The sequence below is a fragment of the Actinosynnema sp. NPDC059797 genome, from assembly GCF_042732085.1.
In the GTDB taxonomy this organism is placed as follows: domain Bacteria; phylum Actinomycetota; class Actinomycetes; order Mycobacteriales; family Pseudonocardiaceae; genus Actinosynnema.
The window spans coordinates 1-15,126 of sequence record NZ_JBHWIE010000175.1 but is presented as its reverse complement, the minus strand read 5'-3'; the positions used below and the strand labels follow the sequence as shown (position 1 = coordinate 15,126).

Below are 15,126 nucleotides of genomic sequence, written 5' to 3'. Positions count from 1 at the left end.
GGCGAACACGGCCAGCGGCAGCTTGCGCGGGATGGCGTCCAGCCGCCGCACGGCGGACTCGGCCAGCCGCCGCTGCCGGGCCAGCTCCAGCCGCCACTCCTCGTGCTCGCGCAGCCGCCGCGCCCGGTCCGCCGCCTTGGCCGCGAGGTAGCCGTCGTAGCCGTCGCCGAACCGGCTGACCCGGCCGCCGTCGACCTCGACGATGGTGGAGGTCACCCGCTCCAGGAACACGCGGTCGTGGGTGATCGCCACGACGGTGCCCCGGTGGCGGACCAGGTACCGCTCCAGCCACTCCACCGCCCGGTCGTCGAGGTCGTTGGTCGGCTCGTCGAGCAGCAGCAGCTCGGGCGCCGAGGCCAGGGTGGCGGCCAGCGCCAGCCTGGACCGCTCGCCGCCCGACAGCGTGCCCAGCTCCCGGTCGCGGTCCAGGCCGGGCAGGCCCAGGCCGTGCAGGGCCACCTCGACCCTGGCGTCCGCCTCGTACCCGCCCCGCGCCTCGAACTCCTCGACGAGCGACGCGTAGCGCCCGGGGTCGGCCGCCGGGCCGGCGAGGCCGGCTTCCGCCTGCCGCATCAGGGTTTCCAGTTCCCTCAGGTCGGCCAGCGCGCGGTCGACCGCGTCGGCGACGGTGGCGTGCGGCGGCAGGTCGAGGGTCTGCGGCAGGTACCCGACGCCGCCGGGCGCGACCGCGGTGACCTCGCCGCGGTCCGGCGCCACCCGGCCGGCGACGAGCGCGAGCAGGGTGGACTTGCCGGAGCCGTTGTCGCCGATGACCCCGACCTTCTCGCCGGGCTTGACGGTGAGCGAGACGTCGTCCAGCACGACGTGCCCGCGATAGCTCTTGTGGACGTGGTGGAGGGACAGTTGCGCGGTGCGCAAGGCGTGCTCCTGTTCCCCGGCGCGCTGAGGCCGGGACATCGGTACGGGTGTGAAGGGGAGGACCGGCGTCGCGGAGCAGGGCTCTACGCGGACGCGCAACCGATGATCACAGGAAGGAAATCAACATACCGCCGGAGACCTTAACAGCGATCACCGTCGCCGGGTAGGTGATCCACGGCACATCGATATTCCACCTCGCTACGCAGTTTGAGTCGTATAGACTCAAACCATGTTCACCAGGCAGGAAGCACTCGACCGGGTCGAGCGGGCGACCTCGGCGGCCGACCTGTTCGGGCCCGTCGACCCCGCCCGGCAGCGGGAGGCGCAGCGGCTGTACCGGGCGCTGGCCGCCGTCCTGCACCCCGACCGGGTGGGGCCGGCCGACACCAGGGCCCACGCGGCCTCCGCGGAGCTGACCAGGCTCCACGACGAGTGGCGGCGCGGCACGTCCGTCGAGCTGCGCACCGACCGCGGCGCCTACCGGATCACCACCCCGCACGCGGTGGGCAGCGTCGCGAACACCTACCTCACCGACGGCCCCCACGTGGTCAAGGTGGTGCGCAACCCGGCGCTCAACCCGCTGGCCCACGCCGAGTGGGAGGCGCTGGACGCGCTCGACCGGTTCACCCGCGACCACCGCTGGCTGCGGCCCTACTACCCGCGGCTGGTCGACCGCTCCGGCCCGGTGGCCCGTGGCGAACGCGCGTTCAGCGTGCTCGAACCCCTGGTGGACGGGTTCGTGACGCTCGCGGACGTGCGGCGGGCGTTCCCGCGCGGCCTCGACGGGCGCGACTGGGCGTGGATGCACCGCAGGCTGCTGCGGGCGCTCGCCGGCGCGCACCGGATCGGGCTGGTGCACGGCGCGGTCGTCGCCGAGAACGTCCTGATCCACCCCGAGCAGCACGGCGTCGTGCTGGTCGGCTGGTCCTTCGCGGTCGAGAACGGGCACCGGCCGCTGGCCACCGACAAGAGCATCGACTACCCGCCGGAAGTCCACCGGGGACGACCGGTCACCACCGCCACCGACGTCCACATGGCACACGCACTGATGCTGGACGTGCTGGCCGAGGACGAGACCCGGCAACGCACCTTCGCCCGCGGGTGCGCGCAGGACGACCCCGACCGGCGCCCCGACGCCGTCGACCTGCTCACCGAGTACGACGACCTGCTCGAAGACCTCTACGGCGAGCGGACCTTCCGCCCGTTCGCCCTCCCCCCGATTCCGACAGGAGCCTGACCATGGGACACGGCAAGTGGGACGACAACGCCTACGCGGCGGCCAGGACCTTCCGCGCCGCCAAGGGCATCGACGACTTCGGCTACACCGCCGCGATGCGCGCCAAGCCCAGGAGCGAGTGGAAGGCCGACCCGTCGCTCGACCCCAAGGACGCGGTGCGCGAGTGCCGCGACTCGGCCGACCACGCCGACTCGACGCCGATCGCGGTGCTGTTCGACGTCACCGGCTCGATGGGCCAGGTGCCCAAGATCATGCAGACCAAGCTCGGCAAGCTGCACGGCCTCATCCAGCGCAAGGGCTACCTCGCCGACCCGCAGCTGATGTTCGGCGGCATCGGCGACGCCGACAGCGACCGGGTGCCCCTCCAGGTCGGGCAGTTCGAGTCGGACAACCGGATGGACGAGCAGCTGCGCACCATCCTGCTGGAGGGCGGTGGCGGCGGGCAGAAGAGCGAGTCGTACGAGCTGGCCGCCTACTTCGTCGCCCGGCACGTGGTCACCGACGCCTGGCAGAAGCGCGGCCGCAAGGGCTACCTGTTCCTCATCGGCGACGAGCTGAACAAGCCCCGCCTGGAGGCGCGGCACATCCGCAAGGTCATCGGCGACGACGTGCGGCAGGACATCGACCCGGTGTCGGTCTACCGGGAGCTGGAGCGCCGCTGGCACGTGTACTACGTGCTGCCCAACCAGTCGGCCTACTACAACGACCCGGAGATCGCCGACCACTGGCGCGGCATCCTCGGCCAGCGCTTCCTCAAGCTCGACGACCCCGGCGCGGTGTGCGAGCTGATCGCCGCCACGATCGGGCTGGAGGAGCGCGTGGTCGACCTCGACCAGGCCATGGTGGACCTCGCCGAGGTCGGGTCGGGCGCGGAGAGCGAGGCGGTCGGCAAGGCGCTGGTCGGCGTGGGCGGCAAGGCCCTGAACAGGTCGGCGACGCCCCCTGCGCTCGACGGTCCCGACAACGTCACCCTGAACTGAGCGGAGCGGAGCGGACGTGGACGGGGTGGGTGTGAACGGCATGGGTGCGGACGGCCTGGACGGGCACGTGGTCGTTGTTGGGCTCGGGTTCGGCGACGAGGGCAAGGGCGCGGTGGTCGACGCCCTGTGCCACGACCGCGAGACGGTGTCGGTGGTCCGCTTCAACGGCGGCGCGCAGGCCGCGCACAACGTGGTCGCGGACGGCCGCCACCACACGTTCAGCCAGTTCGGGTCCGGCACGCTCGCGGGCGTGCCGACCCACCTGTCCCGGCACGTGCTGGTCGAGCCGATCGCCCTGGCGACCGAGTCGCGCGAGCTGGCCGCGCTGGGCGTGCGCGACCCGCTGCGGCTGCTGTCGGTCGACGCGGGCGCGCTGCTCACCACCCCGCTCCACGTCCTGGCCAACCGCGCCCGCGAGGACGCCCGCGGCGAGGCCCGGCACGGCTCGTGCGGCAAGGGCATCGGCGAGACGGTCTGGTACTCGCTGCTGGCGGGCGCCCGGCCCGGCGACGTCGTGGAGCACCAGGAGGTCATCGGCACCCCGGGCGCGCCGCCGCGGGTCGGCGACTGCGCGGACCCCGCCGCGCTGCGCCGCAAGCTCGACGCGCTGGCCCGGTTCTACGAGCCGCTGATCGGCGCGGGCCCGTCCGTGGCCGAGCTGGTGTCGCTCTACCGCGACTTCGCCGGCGCGGTCCGGATCACCCGCGGCGACGAGGTGGGCCGCCTGGCCGAGCGGGGCCGCCTGGTGTTCGAGGGCGCGCAGGGCGTGCTGCTCGACCAGCACCACGGCTTCCACCCGCACACCACCTGGTCGACCACCACCCCGGCCAACGCCCGCGACCTGCTGGGCGGTCGCCCGGCCGCGGTCGTCGGGGTGACCCGCACCTACCAGACCCGGCACGGGGCCGGGCCGCTGCCGACCGAGGACCCGGCGGTGGCGGCCCGCTTCCCCGAGCGCCACAACGCCACCGGCCGCTACCAGGGCGCGTGGCGGGCCGGGCACCTGGACGCCGAGCTGCTGGAGTACGCCGTGGCCGCGTGCGGCGGGGTGGACGGGCTGGCCGTGACGCACCTGGACGCGACCGGTCTGGAGGTGGTCCCCCGTCGCGGCGGGTCGCCCGAGGACCTGCCGGAACCGCTGGCCTGGTTCGAGGCGCGCCACCCCGTCCTGGTCACCGGTCGCGGCCCCGACCGCGCCCACTACGCCGTGCGGTCGTGCGCGAGAATCGCGACATGATCGAGTCGACCCCGGTGTCGGTGGACGTGCTGGCCCTGCGCTTCGACCCGGACGGGCGCACCGTGCTCCTGGGTGTCGCGCCCCGCGCCCAGGAGCCGTTCGCGGGCGACCTCGCCCTGCCCGGCGTGCTGCTGGGCCGGGGCGAGCGCCTGCGCGACGCCGCCCACCGCGCCGTGCGCGACAAGCTCGGCGTCCCCGAGGGCGCGATCACCGCGTCGGGTCAGCTGACCACGTTCGACGAGCCGTCCCGCGACCCGCGCGGCCCGACGCTGTCGATCGCCCTGTGGGCCACCGTCGACCCGGGCAGGCTCACCGGCGGCCCCACGACGTGGACGCCGCTGGCCGACGTGCCGCCGCTGGCGTTCGACCACGACCGGATCGTGGCCGACTGCCGGCCGATCCTGGCCGACCGCCTGTGGCGCGACCCGGCGTTCACCGCCGGCCTGCTGGGCCGCGAGTTCACCACCGCGCAGGCCCTGGACGTCACCGAGTCCCTGACCGGCGACCGCCCCTACCCGGCCAACCTGGGCCGGATCATGGAGCGGGTGCCCGGTCTGGAGCGCACCGCCCAGCACGCGGCGGCCCAGCCCAGGGGCGGCCGCCCGCCGTCGGTGTGGCGCTGGGCGACGTGAGGTGGTCGCGGTGGTCCCGTTCCCGCGCAACCGCTCCTGACCGGGTCGACGGGCACGAACGGCTGTCCCGCCGGCATCCCGTCGGCGGGACAGCGCACAGCGGCGGGACACCCGGCGGCCCACGCCCGAACGGTCGCTCACCTCATGTTTTCGGAGGCGGGCGAACGACGGGCCCGAACGGACTATTGCGGCGAACCGGGCACTCGGTTTTACTCGACGCCGCGACGTTCCCTTTCTCACCGGGAATCTTTCGCGTGCTCCGGAACATCAGGTAGACCATTCCTCTGCAACGATGGAGTGATTAATGCCTGCAAATCCACGAGTGCCCACGCGCATCGCACTCGGCGTGCTCCTCACGAGTTCTCTCCTGGTTGGTTCCTCTCCACCGGCATCCGCCGCGCCGAGCCCTGATCGCGCGGTCGGCCAAGGACAACTCCCCACGCGGGGAACACCCGTACAATCAGCCGCGCAGGCGATCGGCAGATTAGGGCTGACCGCCCACGGCGATGTCTTCTCGGGTCTCAAGATGGATATCGCGGCGGGTGCGGTCACGGTTTTCACGACGGACCCCTCGCGCGGGCGTGCGATGGTGGAGGCCGGGTTGCGCGGCATCCCGGACCGATTGCAGGGGAACGTCACGGTCGATGTGCGGACCAGCAAGTACGCGCGGCCGAAGATGGAGTCCGCCAGCGCGCACATCTGGGACCTGTCGCGACAGTCCCGCCTGGCCGGCGTCGAGGTGTACTCCATCGTGCTGCCGAGCGACGGCAGCGGTCTGGAAGTCCGCACGAACGACCCCGCCGAGGCGCGGGCGCTGATCGCCACGTCCATCGCCGCCAACGGCGTCGAGCCCGCCGACCTGCGGTTCACCCAGGGCAGCCCGGTGCGCGCCGTGGACCGGCACGACCCGGCTCCGCCCTACCAGGGCGGCATCCCCATCCGCTGGGACTGGGAGCCCATCAACTGGGACTGCACCTCGGCGTTCGGCGCCCGCAACTCCACCGGCAACGAGTTCCTGCTCACCGCGGAGCACTGCTACGACGCGGGCGACTGGGTGGAGGACCAAGGCGGGGACACCATCGGGGCCGTCCAGGCGGAGAACGTGCTCCACGACGCCGCGCTCATCTCCACGGACGCCACGTCGGAGTTCTGGGCCAACGACGACTACGCGTTCCACTTCGGTGCGGCCGAGTGGTCCTGGGACGGCGACTACGTGTGCCAGAGCGGCTACACGAGTGTCGGAGTCTGCACGATCCAGGTCACGAATGAACTCGTCCAGTGGGTCGACGACCAGAACAAGACCCGCCGCGGTGTCGAAGGGAGGACGTGTGCCGGGTGCCACACCGTGGCGCACGGCGACAGCGGCGGCCCGGTGTGGCACCTCCGGTCCGACGGCGTCTTCGAGAGCCGCGGCATCGTGAGCGCCGGGCACACGGTGGTGGAGCCCGACTACTCGTACGAGTACATCCTCTTCACCGAAACCCCCGCGGCGCTCAGCGCCTTGGGCGTTTCACTGCTGACGGGACCGTGATCAGAGCGGGGTCGGGCACGCGGCCTCGCCCGACCCCGCCACCACCGGGGCCGACGCGCTCTGGATGATCCTGCCCTCCGGCAGTTCCCGGGACGATTTCCGCTGGTACCACGACACCGCCAGCACCAAGCCCACCACCACTCCGGCGATGACCACCGCGAGCACGACCCACAACCACAGCCGGTTCCGCTTCGGCGTGACATCCGGCTCGTCCTCCGCGGCCATGACCCTCTCCTCCTCCACCGGTCCGGGACGTCGATGGACGGCATCCTCCCGTTCCAGGCCGGCACGGCGCAACGCGCCCGGACTCCCCGACAGCCGCGATCGCACGGCGCGAGGTTCACCGCACTGCGGATCTTCGACGCCGGAAGTGGGTACCCCCGCGCCACGACCGGGCACCCGGTCAGCGCACGAAGGAGGCCCCATGACCGCCATGCAGCAGCCGTACCCGTTCCCGTTCGCCCCGTGGGTCTGGCGTGACGCGGTGGCCCTGCTCGACACCCGCAACGAGGCCGTCGACGACCACGACCGGCCCGACGTGGGCCTGCTCGGGTACGAGGTCGAGGCGGTCGACGGCCGGATCGGCAAGGTCGACGAGTCGAACGCCCTGGTGCCCGCCGACTGCCTGCTGGTCGACACCGGCACCTGGCTGACCAGCCACCAGGTCGTGCTGCCGGTCGGCGCGGTCGCCCGGATCGACCACGACGCCAGGGTGGTGCACGTCGACCGGACCAAGGAGCAGGTGAAGGGCGGGCCCGAGTACGACCCGGACACCTTCGACGCCGACGAGTTCCGCGCCCGCCTCGGCGAGTACTACACCGAGAGCTACCGCACCGCGCCCTGACCGGACCGGACCGGTTCGGTCCCGACAGGACGGGACCTGACAACAACGGTGTCCGCCTATTGACCACTTTTTGCCGCTCCACCCACCCGGGACCGTGAACTAGCTTCGAGGGCACCCAACCGGGCGAGGTGGAGCCGCGGGTGTCCGACTACGAATTCGACCTGTTCCTCAGCTACCGCCGCAGCGGCAACGTGCAGGACTGGGTGTGGAACCACTTCCGCCCGGTCCTGCACCGCTGCCTGGCCGACGAGCTCGACCGCGAACCGCGGGTCTTCATCGACGTGGAGATCGACACCGGCACGCGGTGGCCCGACCGGCTGGAGGAGGCCCTGCGCGGCAGCCGCCTGCTGCTGCCGGTGCTGTCGCCGCAGTACTTCCGGTCGGCGTGGTGCCTGGCCGAGTGGCGGAGCGCCGTCGACCGGGAGGCGCTGGTCGGCGGCGGCTGCGTCCTGCTGTACCCGGTGGTCTTCGCGGACCGGGAGAACTTCCCCGCCGAGGCGCGGCACCGCCAGGCGCGCGACCTCAAGCCGTGGAACATCCCGTACCCGCAGTTCCGGGAGACGCCCGCCTACATCCCGTTCCACCGGGAAGTGCAGGAGATCGCGCAGGACCTCGCCGCGCGGCTGCACCGCGTGCCGCCGTGGCGCCCGGACTGGCCCGTCACCCGGCCCGCGCTCCCGACCACCCCGCCGACCGCCGTGCCGAGCCTGTCGTGACCGGCACCGTGATCACGTTCTACTCGTACCGCGACGAGAACGCCCACCGCGCCCTGTCGGAGCGCGTGGCGGCACAGCTGCGCGACTGGGGCCACCGGGTCCTGAACGTGAACCTGGACGACTGGCGGGGCCGGGACCTGCGAGCGGAGTACCTGCACCACGGGCTCGGGGACCAGCTGGAGGAGTACCGCGCCCGCTGGGTGGCCGACCACGACTTCGTGCTGGTCAACAGCACCAGCGGGATCACCGACCTCACCGGCGTCTGCACCGCCCAGCTGCCCGACCGGCTCGTGCTGCTCCTGGGCTCCGCGGACGCGCGCCGCTCGTTGGACGCGCTGGACCGCATCGCGACGGCCCGGGACCGGCTGCCCTACGACCGCCCGCGGCTCCAGGTCCTGCCCGTGCCGCCCGGCGACCACGCCGCCGTCGCGCCCCTGCTGGACACGTGGGTCGACCGCGACGTGCCCGCCTCGGCCGTCCTCCCGCACCTCGCGGACCCGCGCGTGGTCGCCGCGGTGGTGGCGCACCGCTTCTCCCGGACCGGCCTGCTCGTCCAGGACCGGCGCGGCTACCTGGCCTCGGCCCGCGTCCGCGCGTCACCGGACGAGGACGAGGACGCGGTCCACCTGTTGGAGGGCCTGCCGGGGTGGCGGCTCCCCCCGGAGCGGTGGGACGACGTCTGGGAAACGCTGGTGCGGATGTACGACGTGGTGGACGACGGCCACGACCTGGCCGGGCTGACCTCGCGGCTGGAACTCGCGGGACCGGTCCGGACCACGTCGTCCCGGGAGCGGCAGGCGATCCCGCCGAGGGTGCGGGAACTCGCCGAACGGCTGGTGCGGGTGCTCCGGAGGGGCGTGGGCGATGCCTGACGAGAGCTGGACGATCACCGCGACCTCCACCGGCGACTCGACGCAGTACGTGGTGGGCAAGGGCACGATGAACGTCGGCGCGCCGGCGCGGGCCGTGGCGGGAGCGGAACCCGACGACCGGACCAGGGTCCTGTTCATCGGCGCCTCCCCCACCGCCGCGTCCCTGGACCGCATCCGCGCCGACCGCGAGCTGCGGGCGATCCGGGAGGTCGAGGCGCAGGGCCACTTCCGGCTGTTCCCGCGCACCGCCGCGCAGGTCGCCGACCTGCGCGGGATCGCGGCCGAGCGGCCGGACCTGCTGCACCTGTCCTGCCACGGCGACGGCTCGGACCTGGTCTTCGAGCGCGGCACGGGCCGGGCGCACGCGGTGCCCGCCCGGGACGTGGCGGACGTGCTGGCCGCCTACCGGGAGCACGCCGGCGCGGCGCTGCGGGGCATCGTGCTCCAGTCCTGCCACAGCGCCGAGGTGGCCGAGCTGTTCACACCCCTGGCCGACGCCGTGGTGGCCTGGCGCGGCGACCTGCCCGACCCGGTGGCGATCGCTTTCGCCGGGCAGCTCTACCGGGAGCTGCGGGACGTGCCCGAGCTGGCCGGGGCCGCCCGGCTGGCGAGCCGGATCACCGCGCTGACCCACCGCTGGGGCTCCGCCCTGGACGGCCTCGTGGTCCTGCCGGCCTGAGCACTGGACAGTTCCTGGCCACCTCGTGGCCAAACCGTTCCCACCACTAACGGAGTCCCCGCTGCTCCTGATGTCGTAGGCGGGTCAACCGCCGCGGACCGCCGTTCGGAGGTCACCTTGCCTCAGCTCAACGTCGCCGACACGTGCGTGGGCACGCGCGCGCTCGGGCCCGGGTGGCGCTCGGTGGTGTGGGTGCAGGGCTGCCCGCTGGACTGCGCCGGGTGCGTCGCGCCGGACTGGGTCCCCGACCGGCCGAGCCGCCTGGTGTCCCCCGCCGGGCTGGCCGACGAGCTGCTGGCCGACCCGGCGGTCACCGGCCTGACGCTGTCCGGCGGCGAGCCGATGGCCCAGGCCGCGGGCCTGGCCGAGCTGGTGGGGCTGGCGCGGGCCCGGCGGGAGCTGGACGTCGTGTGCTTCACCGGGTTCACCGTCGAGGTCCTGCGGGACCGGCCGCCGGGTCCCGGTGTCGCGGACCTGCTGGCGCTGGTCGACGTCCTGGTGGACGGGCCGTACGTGGCGCGCCGGGACGACGGGCGCGGGCTGCGCGGCAGCGACAACCAGCGGGTGCACCACCTGACCGACCGGCTGCGCGGCTCGGGCTACGACTTCGCGGGCCGGCCGCGCTCGGTGGAGGTGCGGGTGCGCGACCGCGGCGCGCTGCTGGTCGGGGTGCCCACCGCCGGCGTGCTCAGGCGGTTCGACGAGGCGATCGACCGGTGCGCGGAGCACCTCGGGCAGGGAGGACCGCGATGAGCGGCAGGAAGCGGATCTACGTCGACGAGGCCGAGTGGAACCGGCTGCGCGGCGAGGCGGGCAGGCTCTCCGAGCTGCGCCGCGACGTGCCCCGGCTGATCGACCAGGTGCGCGAGCAGACGCGCGCCGACCTCGACCGCACGTTCGGCGACCTCGACCGGCGGCAGGGCGCGGTGGAGCGGGACGTGAGCGCGCTCAGCGAGCGCAACCGCCGGTTCGAGCAGGAGACCACCCGGCGGCTCCAGGACAACGCCCGGCAGCTGCGCCGCCAGTTGGAGGACAACACCAGGGTCCTGCGCGCCGAGACCTCCGAGCTGCTGGCGAAGCAGCGGGAGGAGGTGCGGCGGGCCGTGGCCGAGGAGCGGCGCGAGCGCGAGCGGCACGTGGCCGCACTGCGCGCGGACGTCGACGTGCTCCAGCGGGACAAGGAGCGGGCCGCCGCGCTGGAGGCCGAGTACCTGGCCGACGCGGGCCACCTGCGCGACGCGATCGCCGCGCTGCCGCACGAGCGGTTCGCGCCCGACGCGCTCGGCGCGCTGGAGCGCAGGCTGCGCACCGCCGAGTCGGCGCGCGAGCAGGGCGTCACCGGCTACGGGCTGGGCAACGCCCAGCACCTCTACCACGAGTTCAGCGACCTGCGGGTGGCCGTGCTGGAGCAGGACGGCGAGTGGACCGCGGCGCGCGGCGCGGCCGTGCGGGCGCTGCGCGCGGTGGAGGGCCTGATCGGTCAGAACGAGGTGATGGACCTCGACCCGGCGCCGCCCGGCGGCCAACCCGACGTGGACTACTGGTCGCGCGGCGCGCTGTCGCGGCTGCGCGGTGAGGTGGCCGCGCTGCTGGAGCGGGTGCGGGACGAGGGCACCACGATGACCACCGAGGACTTCCGGTCCGTCGTGGACCGCTCCGCCGCGGAGTTCGAGGAGCGGTTGGAGACCGTGGTGCGGCAGGCGGGCACCGCCGTCTACGCCTCGCAGCTGCGCACCAACTTCGCCGACCTGGTGGCCACCGCGCTGGAGACCCACCACCAGTACGACGTGCGGGAGTCCACCTTCGAGGGCGAGGACCAGCGGGAGGCGTTCTACGCCAAGGGCAGCCACCTCGACGGCAGCGAGATCGTCATCGAGGTCGAGCCCACCGGGCAGGACGGCGTGGAGTGCGCGGTGCGGGTGCTGTCCTACGACGAGGGCACGCCGTCGGCCGAGGAGCGCGGCGACCGGGTCGAGTCGATCCGGCGCAGCCTGCGGGACAACGGCATCGCGGTCGGCCGGGCCGACGAGGACGGTCGGCTCGACCCGGCCGACCGGGACCTCGACCGCGTCCGCCGCCGCACCCCCGACCGCCGCCGGGCGAGCTGAGGGGGGGTCGGGGGCATGGCGCTGGTGCTGCCGCCCGCGGTCCCCGAACGCCTGGCGGGGCTGGCCGGGCTGGGGTCCGGGGAACCGGTGTGGGTCCTGCACGGCCCCGGCGCCGGTGACGAGTTCGTCGGCCGCGACCACGTCGTGCGGCCGTTCGAGCAGGTGCTGATCGAGTTCCTGCGCGCCAACGGCTACGAGCGGGTCGCGTTCTCCTCGCCCGGCAGCCCCGTCTACTTCCACGACGCCGCCTCGCACCGGCTGGCGAGGCCGGGCGCGCCCACCGCGTCGGGACCCGCGGCCGGCGGGCGGACCAGCCGGTTCGCCGGGCCGCTCGGCAACCGGTTCGTCGGCTCGGAGCGGATGGCGCGGCAGGCGGCGGGCGGAGGTCACGACGGCGGCCCCGACCCGACGCGGCCGGTGGAGGGCATCTCCGACCCGTCCCGCGTGCAGGTGCTCGACGCGCTGATGCGCCAGCCGCGACCGCGCACGGCCGTGGTGCTGGTCGACGCCGAGACCCTGCTCCAGCACCTGACCGCGACACGGGCCTTCGCCGCGCGGGTGGCCCGGTGGACCGCCGGGCAGGCGCACCGCAACACGTGCCTGCTGCTGTTCACCCGGCCCCGGCTGGACGAGGTGGTCGAGCTGGTCGACGAGCTGCGCTACGCGCCGCAGCTCGTGACCTACCTGCGCGAGCGGCCGGGCCGCCGGTCGTGCGCCGTGCCGCTGCCCGAGGAGACCGAGGTGGGGCGGCTGGTCCAGGTCAGCAGGCTGCGCCACGACCTGGAGGTCGCGCCGTGGACGCGGCTGCCCGCCGTGGTGCGGGCGATGGCCGCCCGGACGCTGTCCGCGCGCGACTGGCTCGGCGAGCTGCGCGACCTGGCGCGGCGGTCCACGCCGCTGCGCGAGGCCGGCCTGCTGTCCGGCGGCGCGGTCGACGGCCGGTCGGCGTGGGAGCGGCTGGAGGCGATGACCGGCCTCGCGCCGGTCAAGGAGTACCTGCGCACGCGTGCCGCGAGCCTGGCCGCCGACGCCGAGGTGCGCTCGCGCGGCCTGGGCAGCGACGAGGACGCCGTCTCGCCGCACCTGGTGTTCACCGGCAACCCGGGCACCGGCAAGACCACCGTCGCCGGGCTGGTCGGCGAGATCTACCGGGAGATGGGGCTGCTGCGCCGCGGGCACGTGGTGGCGCCCGCCGCGGACGAGCTGGTCGGCCAGTTCGTCGGGCAGACCGCCGTGCTCACCCGGGCGCGGGTCGCCGAGGCGCTGGACGGCGTGCTGTTCATCGACGAGGCCTACCGGCTCAGCGAGCAGCGCGGTGGGTTCGGCCAGGAGGCGATCGACACGCTGCTCAGCGAGATCGAGCTGCACCGCGACCGGCTGGTGGTGATCGTCGCCGGCTACACCGGGCCGATGAGCCGCTTCCTCGCCGCCAACGTCGGCCTGCGCAGCCGCTTCCCGGAGCGCAACGTGGTCGAGTTCCCCGACTTCGAGCCCGACGACCTGCACGAGGTCGTGCTGCGCCGGCTGCGCGATCACCACGGCCTGGAGTGCGCGCCGGACCTGGTGACCGCGCTGCGGCAGGTCGTGACGGGCCTGCACCGGACGCGCGACGAGCACTTCGGCAACGCCCGCGCGATGCGCGAGCTGGCCGTGGAGGTCAAGGACCGCTGGGCGGTGCGCACCCGCCCGGCGCCCGGCGCGCCGCTGGCGCCGGCGACCGCGGCCGACGTGCCGGAGGGCTACCGCACCCACTTGGACCGCGGCGAGGTGCGGCTGGAGGACGTGCTGGCCGAGCTGGACGGGCTGACCGGGCTGGAGCCGGTGAAGCGGTCGGTCCGGGAGCTGGTGGACACCCTGGCGCTGAACCGCAGGCGCCGGGCGGGCGACCCGCCGGTGCCGCCGCACCTGGTGTTCCAGGGCTCGCCCGGCACCGGCAAGACGACCGTGGCCCGGCTGGTCGGCGGGGTGCTGCGGTCGATGGGGCTGCTGGCGCGCGGGCACGTGGTGGAGGCGCAGCGCGCCGACCTGGTCGCCGGGTACGTCGGGCAGACCGCCGAGAAGACCAGGGCGAAGGTCATCGAGGCGCTCGACGGCGTGCTGTTCATCGACGAGGCCTACAGCCTGTCCACCGGCGGGCCGCAGGACTTCGGGCGGGAGGCGGTCACCGAGCTGGTGGCGCAGATGGAGAACCTGCGCGGCAGGCTGGTCGTGGTCGCCGCGGGCTACCCGGGCGCGATGCGGGCGTTCCTGGCCGCCAACGACGGCCTGCGCTCGCGGTTCACCAAGCACGTCGACTTCCCCGACTACACCGTGCCCGAGCTGCGGCGGATCCTCGTCGACCTGGCCGGGCGCCGGGGCTTCACCTTCGCCGAGGGCACGTTGCCGCGCGCGGTGCGGTGGCTGGAGGCGCGCCGCGCCGAGGAGGGGCAGTCCTTCGGCAACGCCCGCGCCGTGCGGACCCTGCTCGGCGACATGGAGGCGCGCCTGGCGCGGCGGCTGCGCGACGTGCTCGACACCGCCGACGACGCGACGCTGAACCTGTTCACCCCGCCGGACGTGCCGCCGGTGCCGTCGTGAGCGCCGCCGCACAGGAGTGCCCGGTGTGCCTGCGCGACGCGCGGGACGCGGCGGCCTGCCCCGGCTGCGGCTGGACCATGCGCGGCGGCTACGTCCTGGGCCACCCCACCCCGGAGCAGGAGCGCGGGTTCGAGGCCGCGCTGACCGCCGCCCGGCGCGAGGTGGACCTGCGGGCCGCGCTGCTGGCCGCCGGCTACCCGGGGCACGGCGACCCGGTGCTGCTGGCGCGGCTGCGCGGGTTCGCCCGCGGCGGGCCCGCCGGCGAGGACCCCGTCGTCGAAGACCCGGTCACCCACGGCGAGGCCGACGTCCTGGCGACCGCGGCGGCCGCGCTGGGCAGGCTGACCGGCGACCACGACCGGCTGACCGTGGTCGAGCTGACCCCGGAGGGCGTGCGCACGGCGGTGTTCGCCGCCGGCGAGGTGTGCGCCGGGCTGCGCGGGCCGGTGACCGGGCGGAGCTGGCGCGACCTGCTGCCCGCGCTGCCCGCCGACGACGACCTGCGCCGCTTCCGGCTCGCCGGCGGCATCGGCGCCAACCCGGCGGACCCGGCGCTGCTCGCCGCCCAGGGTGACGCCGCCGCGCCCGCCACCGACGGCCCGGTGCTGCTGCTGGTGCGCGTGCCCGGCTGGGCGCTGCCCGAGCGCGTGGCGGCGCGCCTGCGCGACCGCGGCCCGTCGACCGAGCTGCGCCTGCCGCCCACCGACCGCACGCTCACCGACGAGGGCGTGGCCGCGCTGCTCGCGCTCGCACCGCTGCGCCGGGACGTCGGCCTGGTCGTGGCGGACACCGGGCCCGGGGACCTCGTCCGGGCGGCGGTGCGGCGGGTGTTAC

General features: G+C 74.5%; 15 protein-coding genes. 13 read left to right on the top strand and 2 right to left on the bottom strand.

Annotated elements, in window-relative coordinates; all coding sequences use genetic code 11:
* Positions 1–879: ATP-binding cassette domain-containing protein (locus ACFV4N_RS28710; RefSeq protein ID WP_499675731.1), on the bottom strand; the 879-nt coding region annotated here is incomplete at its 3' end.
* A 229-nt stretch (positions 880–1,108) separates the two neighbouring features.
* Here ACFV4N_RS28710 and ACFV4N_RS28705 point away from each other — a divergent pair.
* From ACFV4N_RS28705 to ACFV4N_RS28685, 5 genes are all read left to right on the top strand, one after another.
* Positions 1,109–2,116: a protein kinase family protein gene (locus ACFV4N_RS28705; RefSeq protein WP_499675730.1), complete on the top strand. Its 1,008-nt coding sequence runs from the start codon at positions 1,109–1,111 to the stop codon at positions 2,114–2,116.
* Between the two features lie 2 nt (positions 2,117–2,118).
* A complete protein-coding gene (locus ACFV4N_RS28700) occupies positions 2,119–3,096 on the top strand; it encodes a hypothetical protein (RefSeq protein ID WP_499675729.1) in 978 nt (325 codons plus the stop codon).
* 16 nt (positions 3,097–3,112) lie between these two features.
* A complete protein-coding gene (locus ACFV4N_RS28695) occupies positions 3,113–4,333 on the top strand; it encodes an adenylosuccinate synthetase (protein WP_499675728.1) in 1,221 nt (406 codons plus the stop codon).
* Positions 4,330–4,965, top strand: a complete 636-nt coding sequence (locus tag ACFV4N_RS28690; protein ID WP_499675727.1) for an NUDIX domain-containing protein — start codon at positions 4,330–4,332, stop codon at positions 4,963–4,965. Before ACFV4N_RS28695 ends, ACFV4N_RS28690 begins: the two co-directional genes overlap by 4 nt.
* Positions 4,966–5,566: 601 nt before the next feature.
* Complete coding sequence (locus ACFV4N_RS28685) at positions 5,567–6,496, top strand: trypsin-like serine protease (RefSeq protein ID WP_499675726.1); 930 nt, start codon at positions 5,567–5,569, stop codon at positions 6,494–6,496.
* Here the strand turns inward: ACFV4N_RS28685 and ACFV4N_RS28680 are convergent, their stop codons facing one another.
* Positions 6,497–6,721, bottom strand: coding sequence for a hypothetical protein (locus ACFV4N_RS28680; RefSeq protein ID WP_499675725.1), 225 nt, complete (start codon positions 6,719–6,721; stop codon positions 6,497–6,499). It abuts the gene before it with no gap.
* Between the two features lie 199 nt (positions 6,722–6,920).
* On the opposite strand from ACFV4N_RS28680, the gene ACFV4N_RS28675 reads away from it, so the two are divergent.
* From ACFV4N_RS28675 to ACFV4N_RS28640, 8 genes are all read left to right on the top strand, one after another.
* The gene (locus ACFV4N_RS28675) at positions 6,921–7,340 is read left to right on the top strand and encodes a PRC-barrel domain containing protein (RefSeq protein WP_499675724.1); all 420 of its coding nucleotides are present in this window, start codon (positions 6,921–6,923) and stop codon (positions 7,338–7,340) included.
* 140 nt (positions 7,341–7,480) lie between these two features.
* Entirely contained in the window at positions 7,481–8,056 is a 576-nt protein-coding gene (locus tag ACFV4N_RS28670; protein ID WP_499675723.1) for a toll/interleukin-1 receptor domain-containing protein, read from the top strand.
* Positions 8,053–8,928, top strand: a complete 876-nt coding sequence (locus ACFV4N_RS28665) for a CATRA system-associated protein (RefSeq protein ID WP_499675722.1) — start codon at positions 8,053–8,055, stop codon at positions 8,926–8,928. Before ACFV4N_RS28670 ends, ACFV4N_RS28665 begins: the two co-directional genes overlap by 4 nt.
* Entirely contained in the window at positions 8,921–9,607 is a 687-nt protein-coding gene (locus tag ACFV4N_RS28660; protein WP_499675721.1) for a CHAT domain-containing protein, read from the top strand. Before ACFV4N_RS28665 ends, ACFV4N_RS28660 begins: the two co-directional genes overlap by 8 nt.
* A 117-nt stretch (positions 9,608–9,724) precedes the next feature.
* A complete protein-coding gene (locus tag ACFV4N_RS28655; RefSeq protein WP_499675720.1) occupies positions 9,725–10,360 on the top strand; it encodes a 4Fe-4S single cluster domain-containing protein in 636 nt (211 codons plus the stop codon).
* A complete protein-coding gene (locus ACFV4N_RS28650) occupies positions 10,357–11,715 on the top strand; it encodes a hypothetical protein (protein ID WP_499675719.1) in 1,359 nt (452 codons plus the stop codon). The genes ACFV4N_RS28655 and ACFV4N_RS28650 overlap by 4 nt, the downstream gene beginning before the upstream one ends.
* A 15-nt stretch (positions 11,716–11,730) precedes the next feature.
* Positions 11,731–14,292, top strand: coding sequence for an AAA family ATPase (locus tag ACFV4N_RS28645; protein ID WP_499675718.1), 2,562 nt, complete (start codon positions 11,731–11,733; stop codon positions 14,290–14,292).
* Positions 14,289–15,126, top strand: an 838-nt coding sequence (locus ACFV4N_RS28640) for a hypothetical protein (protein ID WP_499675717.1), incomplete at its 3' end; no start/stop codon positions are given. The genes ACFV4N_RS28645 and ACFV4N_RS28640, both read left to right, overlap by 4 nt.

Coding starts and splice junctions, on each gene's coding strand:
- ACFV4N_RS28705 (WP_499675730.1), top strand. CDS start 1,109: ATGTTCACCAGGCAGGAAGCACTCGACCGGGTCGAGCGGGCGACCTCG.
- ACFV4N_RS28700 (WP_499675729.1), top strand. CDS start 2,119: ATGGGACACGGCAAGTGGGACGACAACGCCTACGCGGCGGCCAGGACC.
- ACFV4N_RS28690 (WP_499675727.1), top strand. CDS start 4,330: ATGATCGAGTCGACCCCGGTGTCGGTGGACGTGCTGGCCCTGCGCTTC.
- ACFV4N_RS28680 (WP_499675725.1), bottom strand. CDS start 6,721: ATGGCCGCGGAGGACGAGCCGGATGTCACGCCGAAGCGGAACCGGCTG.
- ACFV4N_RS28675 (WP_499675724.1), top strand. CDS start 6,921: ATGACCGCCATGCAGCAGCCGTACCCGTTCCCGTTCGCCCCGTGGGTC.
- ACFV4N_RS28660 (WP_499675721.1), top strand. CDS start 8,921: ATGCCTGACGAGAGCTGGACGATCACCGCGACCTCCACCGGCGACTCG.
- ACFV4N_RS28650 (WP_499675719.1), top strand. CDS start 10,357: ATGAGCGGCAGGAAGCGGATCTACGTCGACGAGGCCGAGTGGAACCGG.
- ACFV4N_RS28645 (WP_499675718.1), top strand. CDS start 11,731: ATGGCGCTGGTGCTGCCGCCCGCGGTCCCCGAACGCCTGGCGGGGCTG.